The 21,038-nt window shown below is 59.4% G+C and carries 20 protein-coding genes; 9 read left to right on the top strand and 11 right to left on the bottom strand.

Annotation, left to right across the window (positions count from 1 at the left end):
- The 3 genes from DC3_RS09905 to DC3_RS09895 are packed head-to-tail and all read left to right on the top strand — an operon-like array spanning position 1 to position 2,042.
- A complete protein-coding gene (locus DC3_RS09905; protein WP_246130616.1) occupies positions 1-795 on the top strand; it encodes a heme ABC transporter ATP-binding protein in 795 nt (264 codons plus the stop codon).
- Positions 796-814: 19 nt separating this feature from the next.
- On the top strand, positions 815-1,117 hold the full coding sequence (locus DC3_RS09900; protein ID WP_146884199.1) for a DUF2470 domain-containing protein: 303 nt from the start codon (positions 815-817) through the stop codon (positions 1,115-1,117).
- Between the two features lie 34 nt (positions 1,118-1,151).
- Positions 1,152-2,042 (top strand): heme/hemin ABC transporter substrate-binding protein, encoded by an 891-nt coding sequence (locus tag DC3_RS09895; RefSeq protein WP_146884198.1) that lies wholly within the window; start codon positions 1,152-1,154, stop codon positions 2,040-2,042.
- A gap of 86 nt (positions 2,043-2,128) precedes the next feature.
- Here DC3_RS09895 and DC3_RS09890 read toward each other — a convergent pair whose 3' ends face one another.
- The 6 genes from DC3_RS09890 to fadR all read right to left on the bottom strand — a co-directional run bounded on the left by DC3_RS09890 (position 2,129) and on the right by fadR (position 9,638).
- The gene (locus tag DC3_RS09890; protein WP_146884197.1) at positions 2,129-3,421 is read right to left on the bottom strand and encodes an alginate O-acetyltransferase AlgX-related protein; all 1,293 of its coding nucleotides are present in this window, start codon (positions 3,419-3,421) and stop codon (positions 2,129-2,131) included.
- A 197-nt stretch (positions 3,422-3,618) separates the two neighbouring features.
- Entirely contained in the window at positions 3,619-4,146 is a 528-nt protein-coding gene (locus DC3_RS09885) for a hypothetical protein (RefSeq protein WP_146884196.1), read from the bottom strand.
- 178 nt (positions 4,147-4,324) lie between these two features.
- Positions 4,325-5,878, bottom strand: a complete 1,554-nt coding sequence (locus DC3_RS09880) for an FGGY-family carbohydrate kinase (RefSeq protein ID WP_146884195.1) — start codon at positions 5,876-5,878, stop codon at positions 4,325-4,327.
- Entirely contained in the window at positions 5,856-7,376 is a 1,521-nt protein-coding gene (locus DC3_RS09875; RefSeq protein WP_146884194.1) for a glycerol-3-phosphate dehydrogenase/oxidase, read from the bottom strand. Before DC3_RS09875 ends, DC3_RS09880 begins: the two co-directional genes overlap by 23 nt.
- A gap of 1 nt (position 7,377) precedes the next feature.
- Positions 7,378-8,979: an FAD-binding oxidoreductase gene (locus DC3_RS09870; RefSeq protein WP_146884193.1), complete on the bottom strand. Its 1,602-nt coding sequence runs from the start codon at positions 8,977-8,979 to the stop codon at positions 7,378-7,380.
- Entirely contained in the window at positions 8,976-9,638 is a 663-nt protein-coding gene (gene fadR / locus DC3_RS09865) for a fatty acid metabolism transcriptional regulator FadR (protein WP_146884192.1), read from the bottom strand. The genes DC3_RS09870 and fadR overlap by 4 nt, the downstream gene beginning before the upstream one ends.
- Before the next feature lie 93 nt (positions 9,639-9,731).
- Between fadR and DC3_RS09860 the strand changes: the two genes are divergently transcribed.
- The 4 genes from DC3_RS09860 (at position 9,732) to DC3_RS09845 (ending at position 13,559) form a co-directional block, all read left to right on the top strand.
- Positions 9,732-10,490 (top strand): MmyB family transcriptional regulator, encoded by a 759-nt coding sequence (locus DC3_RS09860; protein WP_146884191.1) that lies wholly within the window; start codon positions 9,732-9,734, stop codon positions 10,488-10,490.
- A 68-nt stretch (positions 10,491-10,558) separates the two neighbouring features.
- Entirely contained in the window at positions 10,559-10,981 is a 423-nt protein-coding gene (locus DC3_RS09855) for a hypothetical protein (RefSeq protein WP_146884190.1), read from the top strand.
- Positions 10,978-12,090, top strand: a complete 1,113-nt coding sequence (locus tag DC3_RS09850) for a Zn-dependent alcohol dehydrogenase (protein ID WP_146884189.1) — start codon at positions 10,978-10,980, stop codon at positions 12,088-12,090. Before DC3_RS09855 ends, DC3_RS09850 begins: the two co-directional genes overlap by 4 nt.
- A complete protein-coding gene (locus DC3_RS09845) occupies positions 12,090-13,559 on the top strand; it encodes an aldehyde dehydrogenase family protein (protein ID WP_146884188.1) in 1,470 nt (489 codons plus the stop codon). Before DC3_RS09850 ends, DC3_RS09845 begins: the two co-directional genes overlap by 1 nt.
- 56 nt (positions 13,560-13,615) lie before the next feature.
- Here DC3_RS09845 and DC3_RS09840 read toward each other — a convergent pair whose 3' ends face one another.
- A complete protein-coding gene (locus DC3_RS09840) occupies positions 13,616-13,957 on the bottom strand; it encodes a hypothetical protein (protein ID WP_146884187.1) in 342 nt (113 codons plus the stop codon).
- Positions 13,958-14,440: 483 nt separating this feature from the next.
- Between DC3_RS09840 and DC3_RS09835 the strand changes: the two genes are divergently transcribed.
- Positions 14,441-16,267 carry an ATP-binding protein gene (locus DC3_RS09835; protein WP_146884186.1) on the top strand — a complete coding sequence of 609 codons (1,827 nt, stop codon included), beginning with the start codon at positions 14,441-14,443 and terminating at the stop codon, positions 16,265-16,267.
- Position 16,268: 1 nt separating this feature from the next.
- On the opposite strand, the gene DC3_RS09830 is transcribed toward DC3_RS09835, so the two are convergent.
- Positions 16,269-16,826: a TetR/AcrR family transcriptional regulator gene (locus DC3_RS09830; protein WP_186815942.1), complete on the bottom strand. Its 558-nt coding sequence runs from the start codon at positions 16,824-16,826 to the stop codon at positions 16,269-16,271.
- 92 nt (positions 16,827-16,918) lie between these two features.
- Here DC3_RS09830 and DC3_RS09825 point away from each other — a divergent pair, with 92 nt between their 5' ends.
- Positions 16,919-17,887 carry an SDR family NAD(P)-dependent oxidoreductase gene (locus DC3_RS09825; RefSeq protein ID WP_146884184.1) on the top strand — a complete coding sequence of 323 codons (969 nt, stop codon included), beginning with the start codon at positions 16,919-16,921 and terminating at the stop codon, positions 17,885-17,887.
- A 4-nt stretch (positions 17,888-17,891) separates the two neighbouring features.
- Here DC3_RS09825 and msrB read toward each other — a convergent pair whose 3' ends face one another.
- The 3 genes from msrB to DC3_RS09810 form a co-directional block, all read right to left on the bottom strand.
- A complete protein-coding gene (msrB, locus tag DC3_RS09820) occupies positions 17,892-18,308 on the bottom strand; it encodes a peptide-methionine (R)-S-oxide reductase MsrB (RefSeq protein WP_146884183.1) in 417 nt (138 codons plus the stop codon).
- Positions 18,309-18,385: 77 nt separating this feature from the next.
- Positions 18,386-19,489 carry a saccharopine dehydrogenase family protein gene (locus DC3_RS09815; RefSeq protein ID WP_146884182.1) on the bottom strand — a complete coding sequence of 368 codons (1,104 nt, stop codon included), beginning with the start codon at positions 19,487-19,489 and terminating at the stop codon, positions 18,386-18,388.
- A gap of 45 nt (positions 19,490-19,534) precedes the next feature.
- Entirely contained in the window at positions 19,535-20,983 is a 1,449-nt protein-coding gene (locus DC3_RS09810) for a multicopper oxidase family protein (RefSeq protein WP_146884181.1), read from the bottom strand.
- Between the last annotated feature and the right edge of the window lie 55 nt (positions 20,984-21,038).

Raw genomic sequence — 21,038 nt, 5'->3', positions numbered from 1 at the left:
GTGGCTGCCGAGAAGCCTGTCTTGCAGGTTTCAGACCTGAATTTCACCGTTCAGGGACAGGACCTGCTGAAAAACCTCACCCTGAGCCTGAAAGCTGGAAAGCTGCTCGTTGTTCTGGGCTGCAACGGGGCAGGGAAGAGCACCCTCTTGAAACACATTGCCGGAGAATTCGGCAACCTCAGGAACGTTGAGCTGTTCGGGCTTCCCCTTCCACAACACCCTGCCAGACCCCTGGCCCGCAAACGTGCAGTGCTGCCCCAGAGCACCCCCATGACTTTCGGTTATGAGGTGCAGGACGTGGTGATGCTGGGCCGCATCCCCCACCAGCAAAAGCAGCGTGAAACCTCCGGGGACAGGCAGATTGTGCTGGACTGCCTGCGCAAGGTGGGCCTTGCAGGCTACGAGCACCGCAACTGCCTGACCCTTTCGGGTGGAGAACTCCAACGGGTGCACCTTGCCCGGGTGCTGGCCCAGCTTGCAGGCACAGCAGGCGAAAAAGTGCTGCTGCTCGATGAACCCACCAGCAGCCTGGACCTCTCCCACCAGCACCAGACCCTGCAGATCGCACGGGACCTCTGCGCCTCGGGGGTCGGGGTGATGGCTGTGCTGCACGACCTGAACCTGGCCTCCCAGTACGCAGACCAGATTGTGCTGATGAAGCAGGGATGCATCCTGGCACAGGGAAGCCCTGCCGACGTGTTGCGTCCAGAGGTGCTGTTCGAGGCTTACGGTTACCCCGTGCAGGTGATCGAGCATCCCGTGCTTGGATGCCCGCTGGTGGTCTCTGCCCGCTGAATTCTGAAAGGACCTTCTGATGACCCAGACTGAACGCATTCCCCTGTCTCCCAATTCCACCCGCAGCACCATCGGGCACATCAACAGTGACCACCTGCGGGAAATGCTGGTCCTCGCCCACGGGCTCACCGACGCCACCTGGGCCCAGGAGGCCCGCCTGAAAGAGATCTACACCGACGCCCTGGAACTCACCGTCACCGCAAAAGACCGCAGCGAAAGCCGCTTCGTGGACTTTGAGCAGGCCGTCAAAACCGGTGGGCAGGCCCATCAGGCCATCAAGGGCCTGGTGCAGAAAGCCAGAACAAACCTCCAGCAGCCCTGAGTTTTTCCTCACCTCTTCATCCACAGGAGCTTTCATGAATGTTTTTCAACGCACCCTGATCCCCGCTTCCCTCATGCTGCTGTCTCTTTCTCTGGCTGCACCTGTCACAGGTGTGGATGGGGTCACCGTCAATGTGCAGAACCCCAAAAGGGTGGTTGCCCTGAACGGCAGCACCCTGGAAATCATCTTCAAGCTGGGCAAGGGCAAAACGGTGGTGGGCAAAGACATCACCGGGACTTTCCCGGAAAACAGCATCCCGAGTGTGGGCCACTGGGCCCAGATCCCTGTTGAAGGGGTGATCGGCCTGAAACCTGACCTGGTGATCGGCACAGCAGACAACTTCGCCATGCCCTCCAACACCACGCTGGTGAAACAGCTGAGGAATGCCGGTGTGCCGGTGCTGGTGTTGCCCTCTTCTGAAACCGGAGGGCTGGACAGCCTCAAAACCCGCATTCACATGGTGGCCCAGGCCTACGGGGTCACCCAGAGCGAAAAAGCCGTCATGAACACCATCACCAGCCAGATGTCCTCCATTTCAGCAAGCCTCCCGAAAAAGAAACCGAAGGTGCTCTTCCTGTATGCCCACGGCCCGGACAGCGGGGTGATCTACGGCTCAGGAACAGGAAGCGAGGCCCTGATTCAGCTGGCAGGGGGGGTCAATGTTGCCACCTTTGAAGGGGGCAGCAAACCCCTGACTTCTGAAGCCCTGGTGGCCATGGCCCCCGAGGCCATCATCATGCTGAACCGTGGCCTGGAAGCCGTGGGAGGGGTGGAGGGTGCCCTGAAGATGCCCGGTGTGGCCCTGACCCCGGCAGGCAAAAACCGCCACATTTACGCGGTGGATGACTCCATCCGCTGGATCGGTCCCCGCCTGCCCGAATTTGCCCTGAAACTTGCCCGACAGTGGCGCAAAGATTTCAGGTGAATCCTGCTGGTCTGTAGAACGCAGAAAAGAGGACTGGGCTTGAAACCAGTCCTCTTTTTTCATCCCCGACAGGACATCCTGGCAGGCTACTTCAGTTTGCAGAGCACCGCAGAATAGGTGCCAGAAGGCTGGCTTCCTTCAAAATGCACGGTGATGCGCTCCATGGGATCGGGGCGCACAAGCAGGGTGTAGTATTCCCCGTTGTTGGGTATGCGCCAGGAACGCTCGGTCTGGAGTCCCACAGAGCCAACAGCGTAATCCAGGGTGGTCTGGAACTTCAGAAGCCGGGTGTCACTGAACTGCAGTTTCAGAGCGTAATCTTTGCCCAGTTTGAGGCTGCGAGGCAGGTCGATGGTGAGGCGACGCGAGAGGTTGCCCGTTCCTTTCCAGGCCACCGTGCTGCTGCAGCCTCCCCGCACCAGCGGAATCAGGCGCCACAGGGCCCAGGAATTGTTGATTTCACCATTGTAGAAGGTGTTTTCCCAGACCAGCACTCTGGGACGGTGCTTCTGGTAGGTTTCTGACATCAGGTAGGCTTCCAGAGCAGCAAAAGATCCTCCTCCTTCCACGGCAGCATTCAGCACGTCTTTTTGCAGGGCGTGCTTGAGTGTTTCCGGAAAGGAGTTGTCGGTGGTGTACTCGTGGCGTTCGCTGAAACTGGTGCCCACCACCACCACATCCGGGGAGACCTCACCCAGAAGGCTTCCCTGCTGTTTTTCCACAGCCTCATAACTGTTGATGACCTCATCCTTGTACCCGGAGTTGCAGATGGTGTTGGCCATGCGGGCGTAACTGCCGTTGTTGGGCCTGCGGGTGATCTTCAGGGTGGAGGGGACACCGGGGATCTTTTTGGCTGCCGGGAGTTTCAGGATCTCTTTTGCAATGAGGCCTGCCACGTGCTTTGCGGCCTCGGTGGTCCAGTGGTGGTCGGTTTTCTGGAAGTAGGGGCCTGCTTTGTACTTCAGGGCGTCTTCCAGCAAATTCGGTGCGATGATGCCCAGTTTCTGCAGTTCCCTGTGCAGAGCCGCGTAATTGTTGCGGTACTCCTGCGCCGAGAAGGGCCTGGGACGGCGGGAGGGGTCCAGTTTGTTCTGGTGCACCGGAAGTCTGGGGGGAACATCCACCATCACCACCTGGGTGCCCTGTTTCTTGAAGGCTTGCACAAGTTGCTGCAGGTGCTCCCGGCTGTCGAGGTTGCGCTGCGGCACCTGCCAGTCCATTTCACCAAAAAGCCAGCCATCCTTGCCCTGGTGGGCGAGCATGGCCCAGCGGTCATTGGTTCGGTACTGGCTGGGGAAAAATGCTTCATCACAGAGTTGCTGGGCTGCAGAAATGCCCGTGCAGAAGAAAGCCAGGGTGCAAAGCAGGGGGAAACGCATGAAACCTCCAGGAAGAAAGGCAAAGGACCGGATCTCTGGCACAGGGGCCTGTCCGTGTTATGAGTGGGTTGATGTCCCTTTATATCGTATTTCGATATCGAAAATCTATAGCATGATGCAATGTTGTCCAGCCCTCTTCACGGCTTTCAGGGCAAAACATCTGGAGAGGGACATTCCCTCTCCAGAAAACCTGCAGATCAGGGCAGAGCGAGCTTGCGCAAACTCAGGGTGAGCTGCACGGTCTCCTCAACCTGCAGGGTCTTGCTCTTGAACTGCTGCAAGTAGGGTTTCAGGCTCTCCCAGGTGAGGATTTTCACGGTGTCGATCTCCCACTCCCGCACAGTGGAATCAAACAGACGCTTCGCCCGGAGTTCATCCGGCTCCACCAGTTGCCTGAAGACCATCAGGGCCTGTGCCCGGCTGCCTGTCACGCGCTCAAAGCTCTGGGTGCTCTGCTGGACCATCGCCACCTGCGGCATCAGGTTCTGGTCGTTCACAATCAGCGAGCGGGGGTTGTGCAAGATCACGCCAGCAGTGTCCTGGGGAAAAACCAGAAAACAACCATGCGTGGAGATCAGGACGGTGCAGGTGTGCAGGTGAGTGACCTGCACGTCCTCCTTCACGGTCCAGATGTCAGGCAGGTTGTGCAGGGTGTCCTGCAGCAACGCGGGTCTCGGGAGGAAATGTGCTGGAAGGGTGGATCTGGCTTTCTTGCTGAAAAACACTTTCGCACCTGCCTTTCTGGAACACACCGGACAGCAACCAGGAACAGCACAAATTCAGGGGCAGGAAAGTGTCACCGGGCAGCAGAGGGGAACGCCCGGGGCACAGGCTTGAAGTTGCATCCAGTGTAAGAGGGCCACTCCTACAGAAATCTGAATTTTGCAGTGGAGATCTAAAGGTTCAGCAAGACCGGGGATACCCTGTGATGTTCTGAATCTCCCGGTACAGCTGAGAAAGCTGTGGGTACATGTGCCGATACACCCGACAGTAAAGTGCATCATAGGTGGAAGTGGCAGCAGTCTGGGGCTGAAAAATGCGCCCTGGACGGGTCATCTGCTTCAGGGCAGTTGCAAAATCCCGATGCACCCCTAGGCCCACCGCCACGGTGATGGCCGCCCCAAGACCGGATGCTTCCGGGGTGTGGGTGCGGGAGACTTGCAGGTTCAGAACATTTGCGGTGATCTGCATGATCTGGTCGCTCTGCGCCCCACCTCCGGCAATGCGGATTTCACGGATCTTCTGGTGGGTTTTGCGCTCCAGGCGTTCTTTGCCTTCCCGCATGCTGTACGCCAGACCTTCCAGAATGGCCCGGTACAGGTGGGGCCTCTTGTGCACATCCCCAAACCCGATGATGGCCCCTTTGGCATCCGGGGCAGGTCTGCGCAGGCCTGGCGTCCAGTACGGTTGCAACATCAGGCCGTAGCTGCCTGGAGGCACCTCCTCGATCAGGCGGTCAAAGAGCACTTCGGCTGGGAGACCGTGCTGTTCGGCGTGCATCACCTCCTGCAGTCCGAACTCCTCCTTGAACCAGGAGACCATCCAGAAGCCCCGGAACGTCTGCACTTCCGGGTTGTACTGTCCGGGCAGGGCACTGGGGTAAGGGGGAATGAATGGCTCGATCTCGCAGTACTTTCTGGAGGTGGTGGTGATGCTGGCCGTGGTTCCGTAACTGATGGCGGCCTGTCCGGGTTTGAAGATGCCACTTCCCAGCGCTTCACAGGCCTTGTCTGCCGCACAGGACACCACAGGTGTGCCCACCTTCAGGCCCGTGTGTGTGCTGGCAGAAGGGGTGATGTGCCCAAGCACCTGTCCAGCAGGTTTCAGGTCTGGCAATTTGCTCTGCAAGATGGGCGCAATGTGCCTTTTGAGGTCCAGGGGGTGCGCCCATCTCTGCTGGCGGTAATCGAAAGGCAGGTACCCCACCTGTGCTGCAGCACTGTCCACGAACTGACCGGTCAGTTTGAAATTCAGGTACCCGGAGAGCAGCAAGTACTTGTGGGTCCGCTCCCAGAGTTCAGGCTGGTGTTCTCTGAGCCAGTTGGCCTCTGCCTGTCCCTGGACGTATTTGATGGTGTCCTGCAATCCCAGCAGACCGACTCCTGCACGGTACAGCCAGGGCAGTGTGGGCAACTGGGTGGCCTGACGCTGATCGAGCCACAGCATGGCGGGCCTGAGGGGATGGCCTTTGTGGTCCACGTTGACCACCGTCCCACGCTGGGTGGTGACCGCCACGCCCAGCACATCTTCGGGAGAAAACCCCTGGTCCCACAGGGCCTGACACGCTGTCCCTGCGGCATTCCAGTACACCAGCGGGTCTTTTTCTGCCCATCCCGGTTCAGGGCTTTCATACGGAGAAAAGCTCACCCGATGGGAGGCCAGCAACTGTCCATCCGGGGTGAAAAGCAGGGCCCTGAGGCTCTGGGTGCCGTTGTCAATGGAGAGCAGGTGTTTCATGGTGTTTCTGGTAGTGGGAGGCCCAGAGTTCCAGATAGGCGTTTTCTTCCTGTTCCCAGCGGCTGTCACTCCAGCCCAGCACGGGTTGAGCCAGATCCCGGACCCCAGGAAGCAGGGGTTTTCCGCCTTCAGGGAGGTAAAATCCCAGCCGGAGCCTTCGGAGCATCAGGTCGGAAAGGTGCTGCACCTGCTCGGTGGCCGCGTGCTGCACCTCGGCCTGCAGGTACTGGGTGCCATGCAGGGGGGTGAGGTTTCCAGAGAGCACCTGTTCGGTTTTTGCTCCGTAGTACCCTTGCAGGCGTTTGAGGGTGCTTGCAGAAACCAGAGCATTTGCCATGGGGGCACACGGGTCAAAGATGCGGGTGGTGGGTGTGCCAAAGTCTGTTTTGAAGGTCTCGCCCATGGTGCAGAGGGCTTCTTGTGCAGTCAGGCGGAAGGTGGTGAGTTTGCCCCCCGTGACGGTGGTCAGGCCTTTTTCGATGGTGATCAGGTGCTCTCTGGCCTCTTTGCTGGGATCTTTCTGCCCCGAAGAAACCACAGGCCGCACCCCTGCCCAGGTGGCGGTGATGTCTGCTGCTTGCAGGTTCACCCCTGGGAATGCGTATCTGGCCCCCTCAAGCAGGTACTGTTGTTCTTCCGGGCTGATGTGGGGTTCGAGGTGCAACGGAGCTGCATGGTCCACATCGGTGGTGCCGATCAGGACATGCCCGTGCCAGGGGTGCACAAAGACATTGCGACCATCCGCAGGATGCTGGAAGGCAAGGGCCTGCAAGGTGGGAAGCCGGTGGTGGGGGATCACCAGATGGCTGCCCCTCAGGGGCCGAAGCCTGGGTTTTTCCTGCAGGGCTTCACGGAAATGGTCGCACTGCACGCCAGTGGCATTGACCACCAGACCGTGGGCGGTGTGCTCTTTTCCTGCATGGTGGTAGGTCACTCCGGAAACCTGTCCCTGTCGGGTGATCAGTCCTGTCACCGGAGCCCGGTTGAAGGCTGTCCCTCCAGCCTGAGATCCCTCCTGAATCAGGCGCAGCACCAGCCTGGCGTCATCGGTCTGGGCATCAAAGTACTGGTAGCCGCCCATCAGGCCTTCTCTTCTGAGGTGTGGGGCCAGCAGTTGAAAGTCTTCTGCATGGTGGTAGGTGTGTTGCCAGTTTCCAGCCATCAGGTCATAGATCCCGAGCCCTGCACCGTACAGCAGGCGGTTCACACTCTTCTCCTGGTAGACCGCCATCAGAAAGCCGATGCGCTCAATGAGCCCCGGAGCCTCCTGAAGCAGGCGTTCCCGTTCCTGCACGCTGTCGCGGGTGAGTTTCAGGTGGCCGTGCTGCAGGTACCTGAGGCCACCATGCACCATCTTGCTGGAACGGCCCGAGGTGCCCCAGGCATAATCCTCCTTTTCGAGCAGCAACACCCGCATGCCCCGGGAAGTGGCTTCCTTGAAGAGGCCCGCCCCGGTGATGCCCCCTCCAATCACGATCAGGTCAAAAGTGCTTTGCATGTCACACCTCCTCCGGAAGCAGCACACCCTCAGGGAAAATTCGCTGGGGGTCGAGGTGATCCACCACCGTATGCATCAACTTCATGCCGATGTTCCCTTTCTCTGGAGGCAGGTAGGGGGCGTGGTCCCTGCCCACCCCATGCTGGTGGCTGATGGTGGCCCCATGCTGCACAATGGCCCTGCTCGCTGCACTTTTCAGTTTTTTCCAGCGTTGCAACGTGACTTCAGGGTCTGGATCAATTCGGAAAGCATAAGTGGTGTACAGGCTGCTGCCAGACGGATACAGGTGTGAGAGGTGCGTGAAGGCAAAAACCTTCTCGTTTTCGTCTCTCAGGGCGTTTTGCAGGGCTTCCTCAATCCCGAGCCGGGTGTCTTCCAACCGTTCCCAGGTGGTGCAGGTTTCCAGGGTATCAATGGCATGACCATGCTCCCACAGGTGGTTTCTGAGGTAGGGGGCCCTGAAGCGGTTGTGCTGCCAGCCCTTGCCGAGCAGGGTTCCGGTGTCCATGCCGCCGTGCTTCTGCAGCACCCTCTGGACCTGGCCTTTCAGGTGCCGGACTTCAGGTTTTGTGCCTGTCATGCCGTAAAGCAGCATGCAGCGAAAATCCCCGATGCCCTTGACCGAGAGCAGCTTTTTGAGGGCCTGCACAGCCCGGGGCTTCCCGGCCATGATCAGGTTGGCCTCGGTCTCACGGGGGGTGCTGAGCCTGAGCATGCTGAGGGGAATGCGCTTCTGGACCAGTTCCCGCACACACTGCATGGCCTGCTGCCAGTCGGGAAGGAATGCCGCATGAAAGACCTCCTGCTCAGGCAGAGGGGTGATCCGTACGGTGGCCTCGGTGAGGATGCCCAGACGCCCCTCAGATCCGAGAAGGAGTTGCCTGAGGTCCATTCCGGCGGCACTCGCGGGCAAGGGAGGGAGCTCCCAGCGTCCCTGTGGGGTGACCGCCAGACCTCCGGCGAAAAGCTGTTCAATGCGACCATACCGCAGGCTCTGCTGACCGCTGGATCGGGTGACAATCCATCCCCCGAGGGTGCTGTACTCAAAAGACTGCGGGAAGTGCCCGAGGGTGAACCCGTGTGCCCTGAGCTGTGCCTCAAGGTCCACCCCGCGCACCCCGGCCTGAAAGCGGGCCAGGTGGCTCTCTGTGTCCACCGAAAGCAGGCGATTCATGCGTTCCAGGCTGACGGTCAGCACGGGTTTTTCCTGCATGGGTGGGTTGATGTGCCCTGCCACACTGGTTCCCCCTCCATAAGGAATCAAAGTCCAGCCATTTTGCAGGGCCTCTTGCACCAGGGTCTCCACCTCTTCGGTGCTTTGCGGGAAAGCGACACCATCTGGAAAATGCAGTTCCAGGCCTGTGCGGGTGGCGATCAGGTCCGGGAGGCTCTGCCCTCTTGCGTAGCGCACCCGCGTTTCCCTGCGGGTGTCCCACAGGGGAGATTCGGTCAGGCGGCTGTCTGGGACCTTTGCACACGCTTCCTCGAAAGAGAGGCTCTGCTGGGAGGTCCCAGGTCCCAGCACCTGCTGCAGGAATTCCAGGGTGTGGGCAGAAGGCGGATTTTCGGTCTGAATGTTGCCCCAGCCGTTCCAGCGTTTCATGACAGCCCTCTGGACCACAGCTTCTGGCTGTTCAGGCACACGGTGCGGGCGAGTTCTGCTGCTTTTAAAGCGTCTTTCTGGATGGCTGCTTCCCTGAGCTCCCTGTAGAAGTTTCCAGAGAGGTCACGGGCGTCCTGGGTCTGGAAGTACAGGAGGCCCGCACTGGCGTACACCTCACGGAACCCATTGAGCACGAGCACGTAAAGCGGATTTCCACTTTCCAGGCACAGCAGGCGGTGGAGTTCCCAGTCAAAACGCACGAAGTCTTCAGGGATTTCTGGGGTCCGGGAAAGGTGCTGCTCAACAGCCTGGGGGTTGTTCTCAACGGCCATTTTTGTGTAGCTGGGGGCCAGATCGGTGCGGATCTGCAGCAGGTGGGGAATGAAGGGGGTGATGTTCTCATGGGTGGCGAGGCTGCCCAGCAAGGCCAGACCTCCTTCCTGCCAGTAATGCCTCACCCGGGTGGGTTTGCCCTGCTGGATCTCCAGCCAGCCATCGCGGGAAAGGCGTTGCAGGGCTTCGCGCAGGGTGGGCCGGGTGACCCCCAGAAGCCCAGCCAGATCCCTTTCAGACGGCAGAAAACTCCCCTGGGGGTACTGGCCGTCCAGGATGCGTTCAATCAGGGCTTTTTCGGCATGTTCGGCAGGTTTCACAATCATGGAGACTCCAGTGAAAGGGGTAAGTGGTCTGACCAGTTCGGAATGTGTACATTTTGAACCCGGTTCAGGTTTGTGTCAAGATGAGGACACACCATGACCTTAGAGACCAGCCTTGGCGAATACCTGCAAACCCTGCGCCAGCGGTACCAGAAATCGCTGCATGGACTTGAACAGGCCACCGGATACTCCCGGCAGTACCTGCGCATGCTGGAAACCCACAGGCGCAGCAACCCTTCTCTGCGGTTCATCCGGGCCCTCACCTCGGCGCTTCCCCTCACCCTGGAAGAGCAGCAGACTTTGCTTCAGCTCAGCGGTCACGCCCGGCCTGAAGCCCACCCGGAGCCTTTAGAACGCACCCAGGTCAGTGTGTTCTTGCGGGATTTCGTGACCCTTCACCCTGCACCGACCTTGCTGCACGACGCCCTGTGGCAGGTGCAGGCGGTCAGTCCCAGCATGCAGTCCCTGCTTCACCTCGTGGGCCTGATCTCCCATCCCCCTCTGGTGGAAGCCCTGTACCGTTTGCAGCACTCTGGAAGGATTCACGACTGGGAGGTGTGGATTCGCTTCATGCTCTCCCAGTTCAAGCACGACAGCCTTCCCCTGAGGGGCACACCGGCCTATCAGGAGCAGATCCAGCACCTGGGTCAATTTTCAGGTTTCCGGGAGATGTGGGCGCACCTCGACCCTGCCCTCGATGATGCCTCCAGCATGCCCATCCACTACACCCTGCAGGGCTCTGTCACCGTGCACCTCGAAGTGATCCGTCTGAAAGTGGTCGGGGAGGCCCTCTGGACGGTCAGTTTCATGCCTGCGGATGAACCCACCCGGCAGTTTTTGCGCACCCTGGGGTAACCAGTTCCCTTCTCTGCCCGTGTGCTGGGCCTTACCTTGAAACACATCCCCAATTCAAGGAGGCAGCCATGCCCGTTTATTCCAGCCCAGAAAGCTTCCAGCAGGTGCTCACCGAGGTGCTCAGCCGCTCACAGCACAGCGACGCTGCCCACAACCTGCGCAAGGCCCAGATGAGCGTCTGTTTTGTGTACACCCAGCCTGAACTTGTGCTCCTGATGGACGGCAAAACCCCCACCGACAACGGAGACCCCATCCGTTTCCAGTTTGGTCCGGTCTCAAGCCCTCCTGATGTCACCTTCACGCAACTCGGAGATGTGGGGCACCGCTTCTGGAGTGGCAGCCTCAACGTTCCCGGTGCACTGGCCAGAGGCCAGATCAAGGCCAGTGGGTCCATTGCCAAGGCCCTGAAACTGCTCCCCCTGATGCCGCCCCTTTTTAAAACCTACTGCACGGTGCTGCAGGAGCAGGGCATGGGAGACCTCATCCCATGATTCAGGCGGCTCTGCTCAGGGAGGTGGGGACATCCCCCGAAGTGGTCTCTGTGGATTTACAGGCACCAGGACCAGGACAGGTGCAGGTGCGGGTCAAAGCTGCAGGCCTGTGCCAGTCGGACCTCAGCGTGATTTACGGCAAAATCCCACAACTCACCCCCCTGATCCTCGGGCATGAAGGGGCAGGGGTGGTCGAGCAGGTCGGTGAAGGGGTGACCGGGTTTCAGGTGGGAGAACATGTGATTTTCAACTGGGTGCCCTCCTGCGGCCACTGCTGGTACTGCGAGCATGAACGCACGGACCTGTGCGAAGAGGCCTTCATGCAGATGACCCTTGGGACCCAGACCGATGGCAGCACCCCTTTTGCCCTGCAGGGTGAAGAGGTCTACCAGTTCAGCCAGACCTCGTGTTTCGCAGAGCAGACGGTGGTTCCGGAAAATGCCCTGGTGAAAATCGACAGGGATTTGCCGTTCGAGGTGGCCGCAGTGATGGGCTGTGCAGTCCTCACCGGATTCGGGGCCGTAAAGCACACCGCACAGGTGACTCCGGGTTCCACGGTGGCGGTCATTGGGTGCGGAGGGGTGGGCCTGAACGTGATCCAGACTGCGAAACTGATGGGAGCCACAACCATCATCGCCATGGACCGGACCGAACAGAAACTGCAGGACGCCCGCGACTTCGGGGCCACCCACACCCTGAACCCCCTCCACACCCCGGACCTGATCGGGGCGACCCTCGACCTGACCGATCAACTCGGGGTGGATTTCGCCTTTGAGGTGGTGGGCAGGCCTGAAACCATCCAGCAGGCTTATGGCCTTGCCCGCAAGGGTGGAAAGGTCATCGTGGTCGGGGTGGCATCACCAGATCAGGAAGTCACCTTCAATGCCTTTGCCCTGCCTGCAGAAAGCAAGGTCATCACTGGAAGCTGGTACGGTCAGGCCCGCATGGAAGAAGACATCCCCGAAATCACCCGCCTGTACCAGGAGGGAAAACTCAAACTGCAGGAACTGATCAGCCACCGCTACCCCCTCGAACAGTTGCATGAGGCCATCCACACGCTGGAGGCCGGGGAGGCCCGAAGGATCATCTTGCTGCCAGGAGGCGTCTGATGCGCTTTGAGGGCAAAATCTTTCTGAATGGACAGTTGTGTGACTCTGCCAGCAACGGGACTTTTTCGGTGGAGAATCCGGCCACCGGAGAGGTGTTCGCACAGGCAGCACAGGCCACACCTGAAGATGTGGACCATGCGGTCCGTCTGGCCCGCGAGGCTTTCGAGAACCGCATCTGGACGGGAATGGACCCCCTGGAGCGCACCCGCATCCTCTGCAGGGCCGCAAGCCTGCTGAGGGAACGGTCAGAGGAACTCGCCGATCTGATGGTGCAGGAACATGGCATGACCCGCAGTTATGCCGAATGGCTGGAAATTCCCATGAGTGCCAACGCCCTGGATTACTTCGCCACCCTGATTCCCAACACAGGAGGCCAGACCGTGCCTTTCAGTCTGGCCGGGCCACAGGGCGATTACCTGACCTTCACCCAGAAAGAACCGGTGGGAATCGCAGGGCTCATCACCCCCTGGAATTTTCCCCTTTTGATGCCCGTCTGGAAGCTGGGTCCAGCCCTCGCTGCAGGCTGTCCGTGCATCCTGAAACCTGCTCCCGAAACCCCCTTCACCAGCCTGTTTCTGGCGGAGATCCTCACCGAAGCAGGGGTCCCGGAAGGCATGATCGCCGTGCTTCCCGGCGGAGACGATACCGGAAAGGCCATTGTGGCCCACCCACAGATCCCCAAAATCGCCTTCACCGGAGAGACCACCACCGGAAAAAACATCATGCAGGCCGCTTCAGGGTACCTGAAACGGGTGACATTGGAGCTTGGCGGCAAGAGCCCCAACATCATTTTTGAAGATGCGAACCTGGAACACGCCATTTCCGGGGTGCTGTTTGGGATTTTCCTGAATTCAGGGCAGGTGTGTCAGGCCGGGAGCCGCATTCTGGTCCACAAAAGCATCCATGACGACTTTGTTCAGCAACTCGCTGAGCGGGCCAGAGCCCTGACCATTGGACCTGCCGACGCGATGCCTGACCTCGGTCCTGTGATCAGCCATGAGCAGCAATGCCGCATTGATGGGCACGTGCAAAACGCCATCAAAGCAGGTGCAGTCCTGCACGCAGGCGGAGAAAAACCAACTTCTCCGGGGTACTTCTACCCGCCCACGGTGCTCTCGGGGGTTACGCCAGACATGCCCATCGCGCAGGAGGAGGTCTTTGGCCCCGTCAGCGTGGTGATTCCCTTCGAAGACGAGGCAGAGGTCCTCAGGATCGCCAACGGCACCCTTTACGGTCTGGCTGCCGCTGTGTGGACCTCAGACCTCAAACGGGCCCTGCGCATGACCCGAAACCTGCAGGCAGGAACCGTGTGGGTGAACACCTACCAGCTGCTCAGCCCAACCTTGCCCTTTGGGGGCTTCAAGCACTCCGGTCTGGGCCGTGAACTTGGGCAGCAGGCCCTGGAAGCCTACCTGGAAACCAAAAGCGTGATCATCGACCTGAACGACACCCCCATGCAGTACTTCTGAAGGGGGTGCAGTGTGCAACAAAGCAGGAGAGGCCAGAATGCCTCTTCTGCCTCTTTTTACACAGATCTGGCCTGCACCCGTGACCTTTGAGGGGCAGGTGCAGTCCACACGCCGGATTTTGCATTGTTCAGCAAGTGCTGCAGGACCTGCTGCTGCACCCGCGAACAGCGTGGGTTCTGGCAGAACAGCCAGATTTCATCCTCCTGCACCTGCACCCGGAACACCTCACCCTGCCAGCAGAACTCCAGCACCTCCAGTCGCCCATGACGGCACACCACGGCCAGCAGGTGCAGGTCCGGCCAGGTGGCGAACCAGCCGTTCAGCGCGAACTGCTGGATGCCTTCAGGGACCACCGCAAAGCGCCTCCAGTCTTTTTGGAGGGAAGGCTTCTGGGTCATGGGGTGCTCCTGAAGGGCAGCACGGGAAAGGGACACACGGGATGTGAAGGGACAGGGGTCATGGAACCTCCGGGAAATCAGGGAAATCTGTCCCCATTGGAGCATGCCAGGGGTGCATCTGTCCTTGACCTGGGTCAAAGGTCCGGGCGAGCACAAAGCCGCTGATGGGGAGGTGGTGTGGAGCGTTCAGCGTTCAGCCATCAGCAAAAGATTTCCTTGTGCTTTCGCAGCGGGTCAAAGAAGGATTTTTCTGTACTGAAAAGCTAAATGTCTGGTTTGTTTGCCTCAAATGCAAGCATGGTTGTGTTTTGGTGCTGACAGCTGAATGCTGATGGCTGACGGCTTTCTGCAACGACAATGACCTGTCAGCGACTCTGCCCTCACCCAACAGGCAGTAAGCCTTGTTCCACCTTGCAGGCAGCACTTTGGGTACACTGAAAACCAATCGGGCGTGGTTTACACCGGATTTCAAAGGAGAAACGCATGGCTCAACATCCATCCTTGCTGCCAGACCTCTCAGCCCATCAGGTGCTGCAGGCCTTGCGTGAGCCTGCTTTTGTGTGCCGCCTGGATGGCAGTGGCCTGATTCCCAACCAGAAACTGCTGGCGGTTTTTCCGCTGGGCCAGCATCCGCAGCAGATGCTGCTGGACATTGTGCATGAAGAGGACCATGTGCATTTCGGGACCCTGCTGTACCACCACACCCACCAGAACCTTCCTTTCAATCTGACTTTCCGGGCTGCGCATGACGCCTCCTGGCATGAACTCACCATGGACCCCATTGAACACCAGGGTGAGGTCACGGGATGGCTGGGCAGAATCACCGTGCTGGAGTCCAGCAGCGACCACCTGACTTCGATTCTGGAGCACATCCCTCTGGCGATCAATGTGATGGGCCTGGATGGAGAAATCAAACTGATGAACCGGTACCAGGAGATGGCCTCGCGCACCACCCGTGAGGCTTATCTGGGCCGCACGGTCTCTGAGGTAACCCCACACTTCAGCGAAACCTTCAGAAGGATCTTCGAGACGATTCTTGCCACCGGAGAGGCTCTTCCTTCGCAGGAGTATTTCACCCCCAGAGGGGAATGGTGGAGGAGTTTTCATTTTCCCATCAAGTCCAGAGATGGGCGCATCCTGGCGGTGGGGAATGCCTCCCTGAACATCACAGAGCAGAAGAATGCCGAGCAGCATGCGCAGGAACAGACGGATTTTCTGCAGAAGGTCACCGAGGACATTCCGGTGACCATCCAGATCCGCAACCTCAAAACCGGCAAGGTGGTGTTCCGCAACCGGTATGCCAGTGCTGTGATCGGGTACACCCATGAGGAAATCGAGCAGATGAACATGCAGCAGCAGTTCATGCTGGTGCCGCCAGAAGACCTGCAAAAGTTCCTGACCATCTATGACCGCATCCGTGCCCTCAAGGACGGCGAGAGCATCGAGGACGAGTACCGCCTGAAGCACAAAGATGGCAGGTGGCGCTGGCTTTTTGGACGCAGCACGGTTTTTTCGCGGGATGAAGCAGGAGGGCCACTGGAATCCCTGAGTGTGGGCATCGACATCACCGACCGCAAGGAAGCCGAGATTCTCCTCAAGGAGCGGGACCGCCAGATGCAGGCCCTGCTGGAAGGCCACAAGCGTTTCGTTTCGGACGCGTCCCATGAGATCAAGACGCCCATTGCAGGCATTCAGGGCAACCTGGAGGTGCTCCTCCGCTACCCTGACATTCCAGCAGAGGAGAAGCAGGAAATCCTGCAGGACTGTCACCGTGAAGCGGTGCGGCTGGGGCGGCTGGTGTCCGACCTGCTCAGTCTGGCCCGTGCAGACCGGGGCATTCTGCTGCTGGAAACCGATGTGCGGCTGGATGTGATGCTGCAGGACCTCTTGCGGGAATTCGAGCCCCTGAAGGGCAACCATGACTTGCTGCTGGGTGAGGTTGCCCCCTGCACGGTGCAGGGAGACCCGGAGCGTCTGAAGCAACTGCTGGTGATCCTCACCGAGAACGCCTTGAAGTACACACCAGCAGGAGGAGAGGTCAGCCTCACTCTGGCCCGTGAGGGAGATCGCGCCATCCTGAAAGTGCAGGACACTGGAATCGGCATCCGGCAGGAGGACCTCCCCAGGGTCTTTGAGCGCTATTTCCGGGCGGATTCCAGCCGTCTGGGTCAGGACCCGGGAGGCACCGGACTGGGCCTGCCCATTGCCCGCTGGATTGTGGAGGCCCACGGGGGCGAAATCTGGCTGGAGAGCCAGGTGGGCCTGGGCACCACAGTGGTGGTGTCTCTTCCAGGGTGTCTGGAAATGTGAATCAGCTCTGGGATTCAGACAGGGCACCAAGCCCTCTGATGAGCGCCTGAAGCCCCAGGTGCAGCCCAGATTCGGGTTTGCCTTCTTTCAGGGGAAGCAGTGGACGCAGGGACGCGGCCCCATGCAGGTAGGACCACAGGGCCACGGCGGCTTCTGGGGCACGATCTGCGCCGACAAAGGGTGCAAGCAGGTCTGTGGTGTAGGTCCACAGGGGACGGCTCATCCCGGAGTCTTCCACCGGTGAGGTCATCAGGGCGTACAGCTTTGGCCTCTCCTGCGCGAACTGCAGGTAGGTTTCTGCAACGGGGAGCAGGTCTGAGAGGGCTTTTGCCTGAGGGGTGGCATTTTTGAGCTGGTCAAGCAGTTCTTCCAGGCCTCTGCGGATGACGGCTTCCAGCAGGGCGGTGCGGCTCGGGTAGTGCCAGTACAGGGCATTCTGGGACAGGCCAAGGTCACGGGCCAGGGCGCGCACGGTAAGGGCCTGGGGTCCGTCTCGTTCAACGGTTTGCAAGGCGGTCTGCAGGATGGTTTCGGGGTCGGTTTTGGGGGGCTGCGGCATCACTGTACAGTGTACATCTTGACAGCAACCCGCTATAACTGTACGCTGTACATCATGAAACTGTACACTGTACATCAAAGTCTGGAGCTCTCATGAGCCCGTCCAGAACCGTGCTCATCACTGGTGGGACAGCAGGACTTGGCAAACACACCGCACAGGAAATCGCACAAGCAGGCTGGAGGGTCGTCATCACCTCCCGTTCTGCAGACTCAGCAGAAAAAGCAGCACAACAGATCCGAAAGGACACCGGCAACAATGAAGTGCATGCTGTGCCCCTCGACCTTGCAGACCTGCAGTCGGTGCGCAAATTGCCAGAGCACCTGAAGCGGCTGAACCTGCTGCCCCTCCAGGCCCTGATTGCCAATGCAGGGCTCCAGTATGGCAACCCCCACCAGCGCACCAGAGACGGTTTTGAAGCGACTTTTGGAACCAACCACCTGGGCCATGTCCTGCTGCTCCATCGCTTGCTGCCCCACCTGGAGCAGGAGGCCCGCCTGATTCTGGTCAGCAGTGGCACCCATGATCCGCGTTCTGGCGGAGGATACCCCCCTCCATATGACCTTCCGGCAGCAGACCTTGCCCACGCCAGATTGCCTGAAAAGGATTCTGCAAGACGGCAGGCCATGCGCCTCTACTCCACCAGCAAACTGGCCAACCTGCAAACGGCCCTCCATCTGGCCCGCACGTTCAAAAATCAGGGCATCACAGTCCATGCCTTTGATCCGGGCCTGATGCCGGAAACAGGACTGTTTCGGGATCACCCTGCTTTTCTGCAGCTGATTTTCCGTCTGGGCACCTCACTGCTGCCCACCCTGTTCCCGGATTTTGCCAGCACCGCCAGACGCTCAGGAAGACACCTCGCCCTGCTGGTGACCGACCCCGGGTACGCCACCTCCACCGGGCAGTACTTCACCCAGGGAGGCCGCAGACCCCGTGCCCTGCCCATCGAACCTTCAGACCTGGCCCGGGACGCCCAGAAGGCAGAGCGCCTGTGGAAAGACTCCCTGACCCTCGTGGGCGAAAAGGCTGTGCAGAACACCGGGGCTTTGCAGCAGTTCTGATGTTTCAGGTTTCTGTTTCCAGATCCAGCGCAACGCTGTTCATGCAGTAACGCAAGCCTCCACGGTCCCTCGGGCCATCCTCGAACACGTGGCCCAGATGGGAGTGGCACCTTGCACAGCGCACCTCGGTGCGAACCATGCCGTGTGAGCGGTCCTCCAGCAACTCCACAGCCTCTGGACGGACGGTTTCGGTGAAGCTGGGCCAGCCGCATCCGGAGTGGTATTTGCTGGAACTTTCAAAAAGCACATTTCCGCAGGCCGCACAGCGGTACACACCGTTCACGTCCGTGTCAACGTACTTTCCGGTGAAGGCCCGTTCGGTTCCCGCCTGACGCAGCACACGGAACTGCTCGGGGGTGAGCTTTGCCCGCCATTCATCTTCTGTGGCTGGCAAAGGCGGCAGATTGTTGTTCTGGTTCATGGTCACTCCTTCCTGCTCCAGTCTGAGGGATCAGTTCAGAGGATGCTGTGAGGTGAACCCCAGACCGCTGGAAGCTGTCAGGTTGTGGGGCTGCTGTGGCGCTTCCCGGAAGGCACATGCAACTGGCATCCCTGCTGGGTGGCGAAGTGCAGGGCACGGGAAGGATCAAACAGCTGTTCAATGTGGTGCACCCCTGCAGGAAAGGCCCGGCCCATCAACTCACGGGCCACCCATCCTGCCATGAGCCCGGTCATGCGGGCCTCGTTGTGCCCCAACAGACTGGTCTGGAGGTGAAAGGGCTGTCCAGCTTTTGTTCCGTGGGCATCCACAGCAATCCCAAACACATCTGTTCCTGCATGCACCCTGGCAAACACCTGCCGGAGAAGCCCCTGCAGTTTCCATTGCCCCGCAAGCCTGAAGACCCCCAGTCCACCCAGAAGGGCCACCAGATCGGTGAGGGGCGCAGAGTCAAAGCACAGGTGGGTTCGGATGTCAGGCACCTGCAAAGTGCGGCGCAGCACATGCTGGTCTGCAAAATTGAATCGGTAGGCCTGGCGCTTCCCGTAAGGAGCGGCAAAGTCAGCAGGATGTCTTTCTGTGAAAGGCTGGATGGTGCGCGTTCTGCCCTGCCTGTCCTCCTCAAAAGGGTGGATCAGGTTGTGTACGGTCCAGTCCACAGCCATGTCGCCGTGCTTTTCTCCCAGACCCAGCAAGATGCTGAGGTTCAAACGGTCCACCTGATCAAATTCCTGAAGGGCATGTGCGGCCATCAGGTTGGTCAGTCCTGGAGCCAGACCCACACTGAGCACCACGTTGACCCCGGCGTGCTGTGCTTCTGAATTCAGGGTTTCCACCTGCTGCATGAAGTTGTGCGTGGCGGTGATGTCCACATAATGCACCCCATTGCGGATGCAGGCCTCCACAAATCCCAGATCGGTCTGCTCCACACACATCATCACCAGTCCAACATCCTGCAGGGCCGCATTGTGTTGCTCGGGCCTGTGCAGGTCCAGGAATCTGGCTTGCAGGTTGCCGCCACTTTCTCTGACCATCTGTTCGGCTGCAGAAAGGTTGCGCCCTGCCACCACCACCTTCTGTTTCACTTCACTGGAAAGCCAGCGTGCTGCAGTGCCTCCCACCTTGCCATATCCACCGACAACGAGAATGTGTTTCTGATTCATGGATCAAACCCCTTTTGAATTTTCGTGCCCGTTGAGGTGCAGCTTTCAGTGCCCGTGTTGTGCGTCTTCTCCTGGACCCACTGTGGGTTCAATGGGCTCCAGAGAGGCCGGGAGTGCTGTCCCAGAGGGATGCACCTGAAGAAGACCCATCATCCCGGCTTCTTCATGCTCGGCGATGTGACAGTGGAAAACGGTCTTGCCCGTGAAGCCTTTGAAGTGCACGGCCACAGTGACGGTGCTGTTTTTCGGGATGTTCACGGTGTCCTTCCAGACCGGAGGGACCTCCTTGCCACCGATGCGAATCAGCTGCATTGGGAAGGTGTGGAGGTGGAAAGGGTGGTCCATTTCGGTGGTGTTCTGCAATTCCCAGATTTCGGTGCTGCCCTCGGAGACATGGAAATCCACCCGGTTCATGTCGAAGCTGCGTCCGTTGATGAAGAACTTCACGGGCTGCATGGTTTCCTGCAGGATCACTTTCCGCACTTTTTCATTGCCCTGCAGTTGTAAAAAGGGTGGAGGTGCAGTTTCAACGCGGGGAACGCTGGCTCCAGGTTTCTGTGGCCCCTGCAGGGTCAGGACCACAGCTGTCTTGCTCTCCGTGTGGCCCGAATGGCTCCCCATGCTGTGCACGCCACGGTCGTAAGGCAGGTTCTGCAGTTTGAGGTTCTGGTGGTCCTGCAAGGAGACCAGCACATCTGCCCGCTCGCCGGGGGTCAGCAGCAGTTCCTGTGCCCGTTCCATGCCTGGAAGGTCGATGCCGTCACGGGCCACCACCTGCAAGAGGCCATCATCCAGTTTCAGGCGCAGGTAACGGGCATTGGAGGCATTGATCAGGCGGAGCTGCACCCAGCTGTTTTCGGTCTTCAAAGTGGGAGAGACAAGGCCATTGACCAGCAGGGTGTTTTCACGTCCGTTCATCAGGACACCGTCGTCTGCGTGCTGCGCACCTGGCAGGTCCTTGAAGACCACCGTGTGGGTCTCCATGTGCTCAATGGGGTTGTTCGGCTTTGCTGCCTCCACCAACAGTGGTCCTGCCAGGCCTGAAAACAGTTGTGCTGCAGAAGCCCCGTGGGTGTGGGTGTGATACCAGAAGGTGCCATGCACCTCTTCAGGCACCTGGAAAGCGTAGGTGTGAGATCCCCCGGGAGGGACCACCACAAAAGGATCATCCACCTCTGGAGAGAGGGGGAGTCCGTGCAGGTGCAGGTTGGTGGGCTCGGAGAGGTTGTTTTTGAGGGTGATCCGCACGTCCTCTCCGGCTTTCAGGGTCAGCAGAGGACCCGGGAACGTGCCGTTGTAGGTCAGGGCCTCCACCGACTGGCCTGCAAGGTCCAGACGGCTTTTCTGCGCGGTGAGGGTGAATTCGGCAGCTTTGCCACTGCGCTGGCCTGCCAGTGGCTCAGGGTCCTGATACGAAATGACATCCGGGTTTTTCATGGCACAACTGGACAACAGGGCAGTCAGCAGGGCTGCTGCAGTGAGCCTCTGTTTCATGGGGAACTCCTTTAGAATCCTTTATATCCCCCCTGGGGGGATGTGTCAAGATGAG

It is taken from the genome of Deinococcus cellulosilyticus NBRC 106333 = KACC 11606 (assembly GCF_007990775.1).
Lineage (GTDB): Bacteria > Deinococcota > Deinococci > Deinococcales > Deinococcaceae > Deinococcus_C > Deinococcus_C cellulosilyticus.
The sequence above is the reverse complement of the archived record's forward strand: the minus strand, read 5'-3'. Positions and strand labels throughout refer to the sequence as shown.

Coding starts and splice junctions, on each gene's coding strand:
- DC3_RS09900 (WP_146884199.1), top strand. CDS start 815: ATGACCCAGACTGAACGCATTCCCCTGTCTCCCAATTCCACCCGCAGC.
- DC3_RS09835 (WP_146884186.1), top strand. CDS start 14,441: ATGGCTCAACATCCATCCTTGCTGCCAGACCTCTCAGCCCATCAGGTG.
- DC3_RS09810 (WP_146884181.1), bottom strand. CDS start 20,983: ATGAAACAGAGGCTCACTGCAGCAGCCCTGCTGACTGCCCTGTTGTCC.
- DC3_RS09870 (WP_146884193.1), bottom strand. CDS start 8,979: ATGAAACGCTGGAACGGCTGGGGCAACATTCAGACCGAAAATCCGCCT.
- DC3_RS09890 (WP_146884197.1), bottom strand. CDS start 3,421: ATGCGTTTCCCCCTGCTTTGCACCCTGGCTTTCTTCTGCACGGGCATT.
- DC3_RS09845 (WP_146884188.1), top strand. CDS start 12,090: ATGCGCTTTGAGGGCAAAATCTTTCTGAATGGACAGTTGTGTGACTCT.
- DC3_RS09850 (WP_146884189.1), top strand. CDS start 10,978: ATGATTCAGGCGGCTCTGCTCAGGGAGGTGGGGACATCCCCCGAAGTG.
- DC3_RS09895 (WP_146884198.1), top strand. CDS start 1,152: ATGAATGTTTTTCAACGCACCCTGATCCCCGCTTCCCTCATGCTGCTG.
- DC3_RS09815 (WP_146884182.1), bottom strand. CDS start 19,489: ATGAATCAGAAACACATTCTCGTTGTCGGTGGATATGGCAAGGTGGGA.
- DC3_RS09825 (WP_146884184.1), top strand. CDS start 16,919: ATGAGCCCGTCCAGAACCGTGCTCATCACTGGTGGGACAGCAGGACTT.
- DC3_RS09840 (WP_146884187.1), bottom strand. CDS start 13,957: ATGACCCAGAAGCCTTCCCTCCAAAAAGACTGGAGGCGCTTTGCGGTG.
- DC3_RS09830 (WP_186815942.1), bottom strand. CDS start 16,826: ATGCCGCAGCCCCCCAAAACCGACCCCGAAACCATCCTGCAGACCGCC.
- fadR (WP_146884192.1), bottom strand. CDS start 9,638: ATGATTGTGAAACCTGCCGAACATGCCGAAAAAGCCCTGATTGAACGC.
- DC3_RS09860 (WP_146884191.1), top strand. CDS start 9,732: ATGACCTTAGAGACCAGCCTTGGCGAATACCTGCAAACCCTGCGCCAG.
- msrB (WP_146884183.1), bottom strand. CDS start 18,308: ATGAACCAGAACAACAATCTGCCGCCTTTGCCAGCCACAGAAGATGAA.
- DC3_RS09880 (WP_146884195.1), bottom strand. CDS start 5,878: ATGAAACACCTGCTCTCCATTGACAACGGCACCCAGAGCCTCAGGGCC.
- DC3_RS09855 (WP_146884190.1), top strand. CDS start 10,559: ATGCCCGTTTATTCCAGCCCAGAAAGCTTCCAGCAGGTGCTCACCGAG.
- DC3_RS09875 (WP_146884194.1), bottom strand. CDS start 7,376: ATGCAAAGCACTTTTGACCTGATCGTGATTGGAGGGGGCATCACCGGG.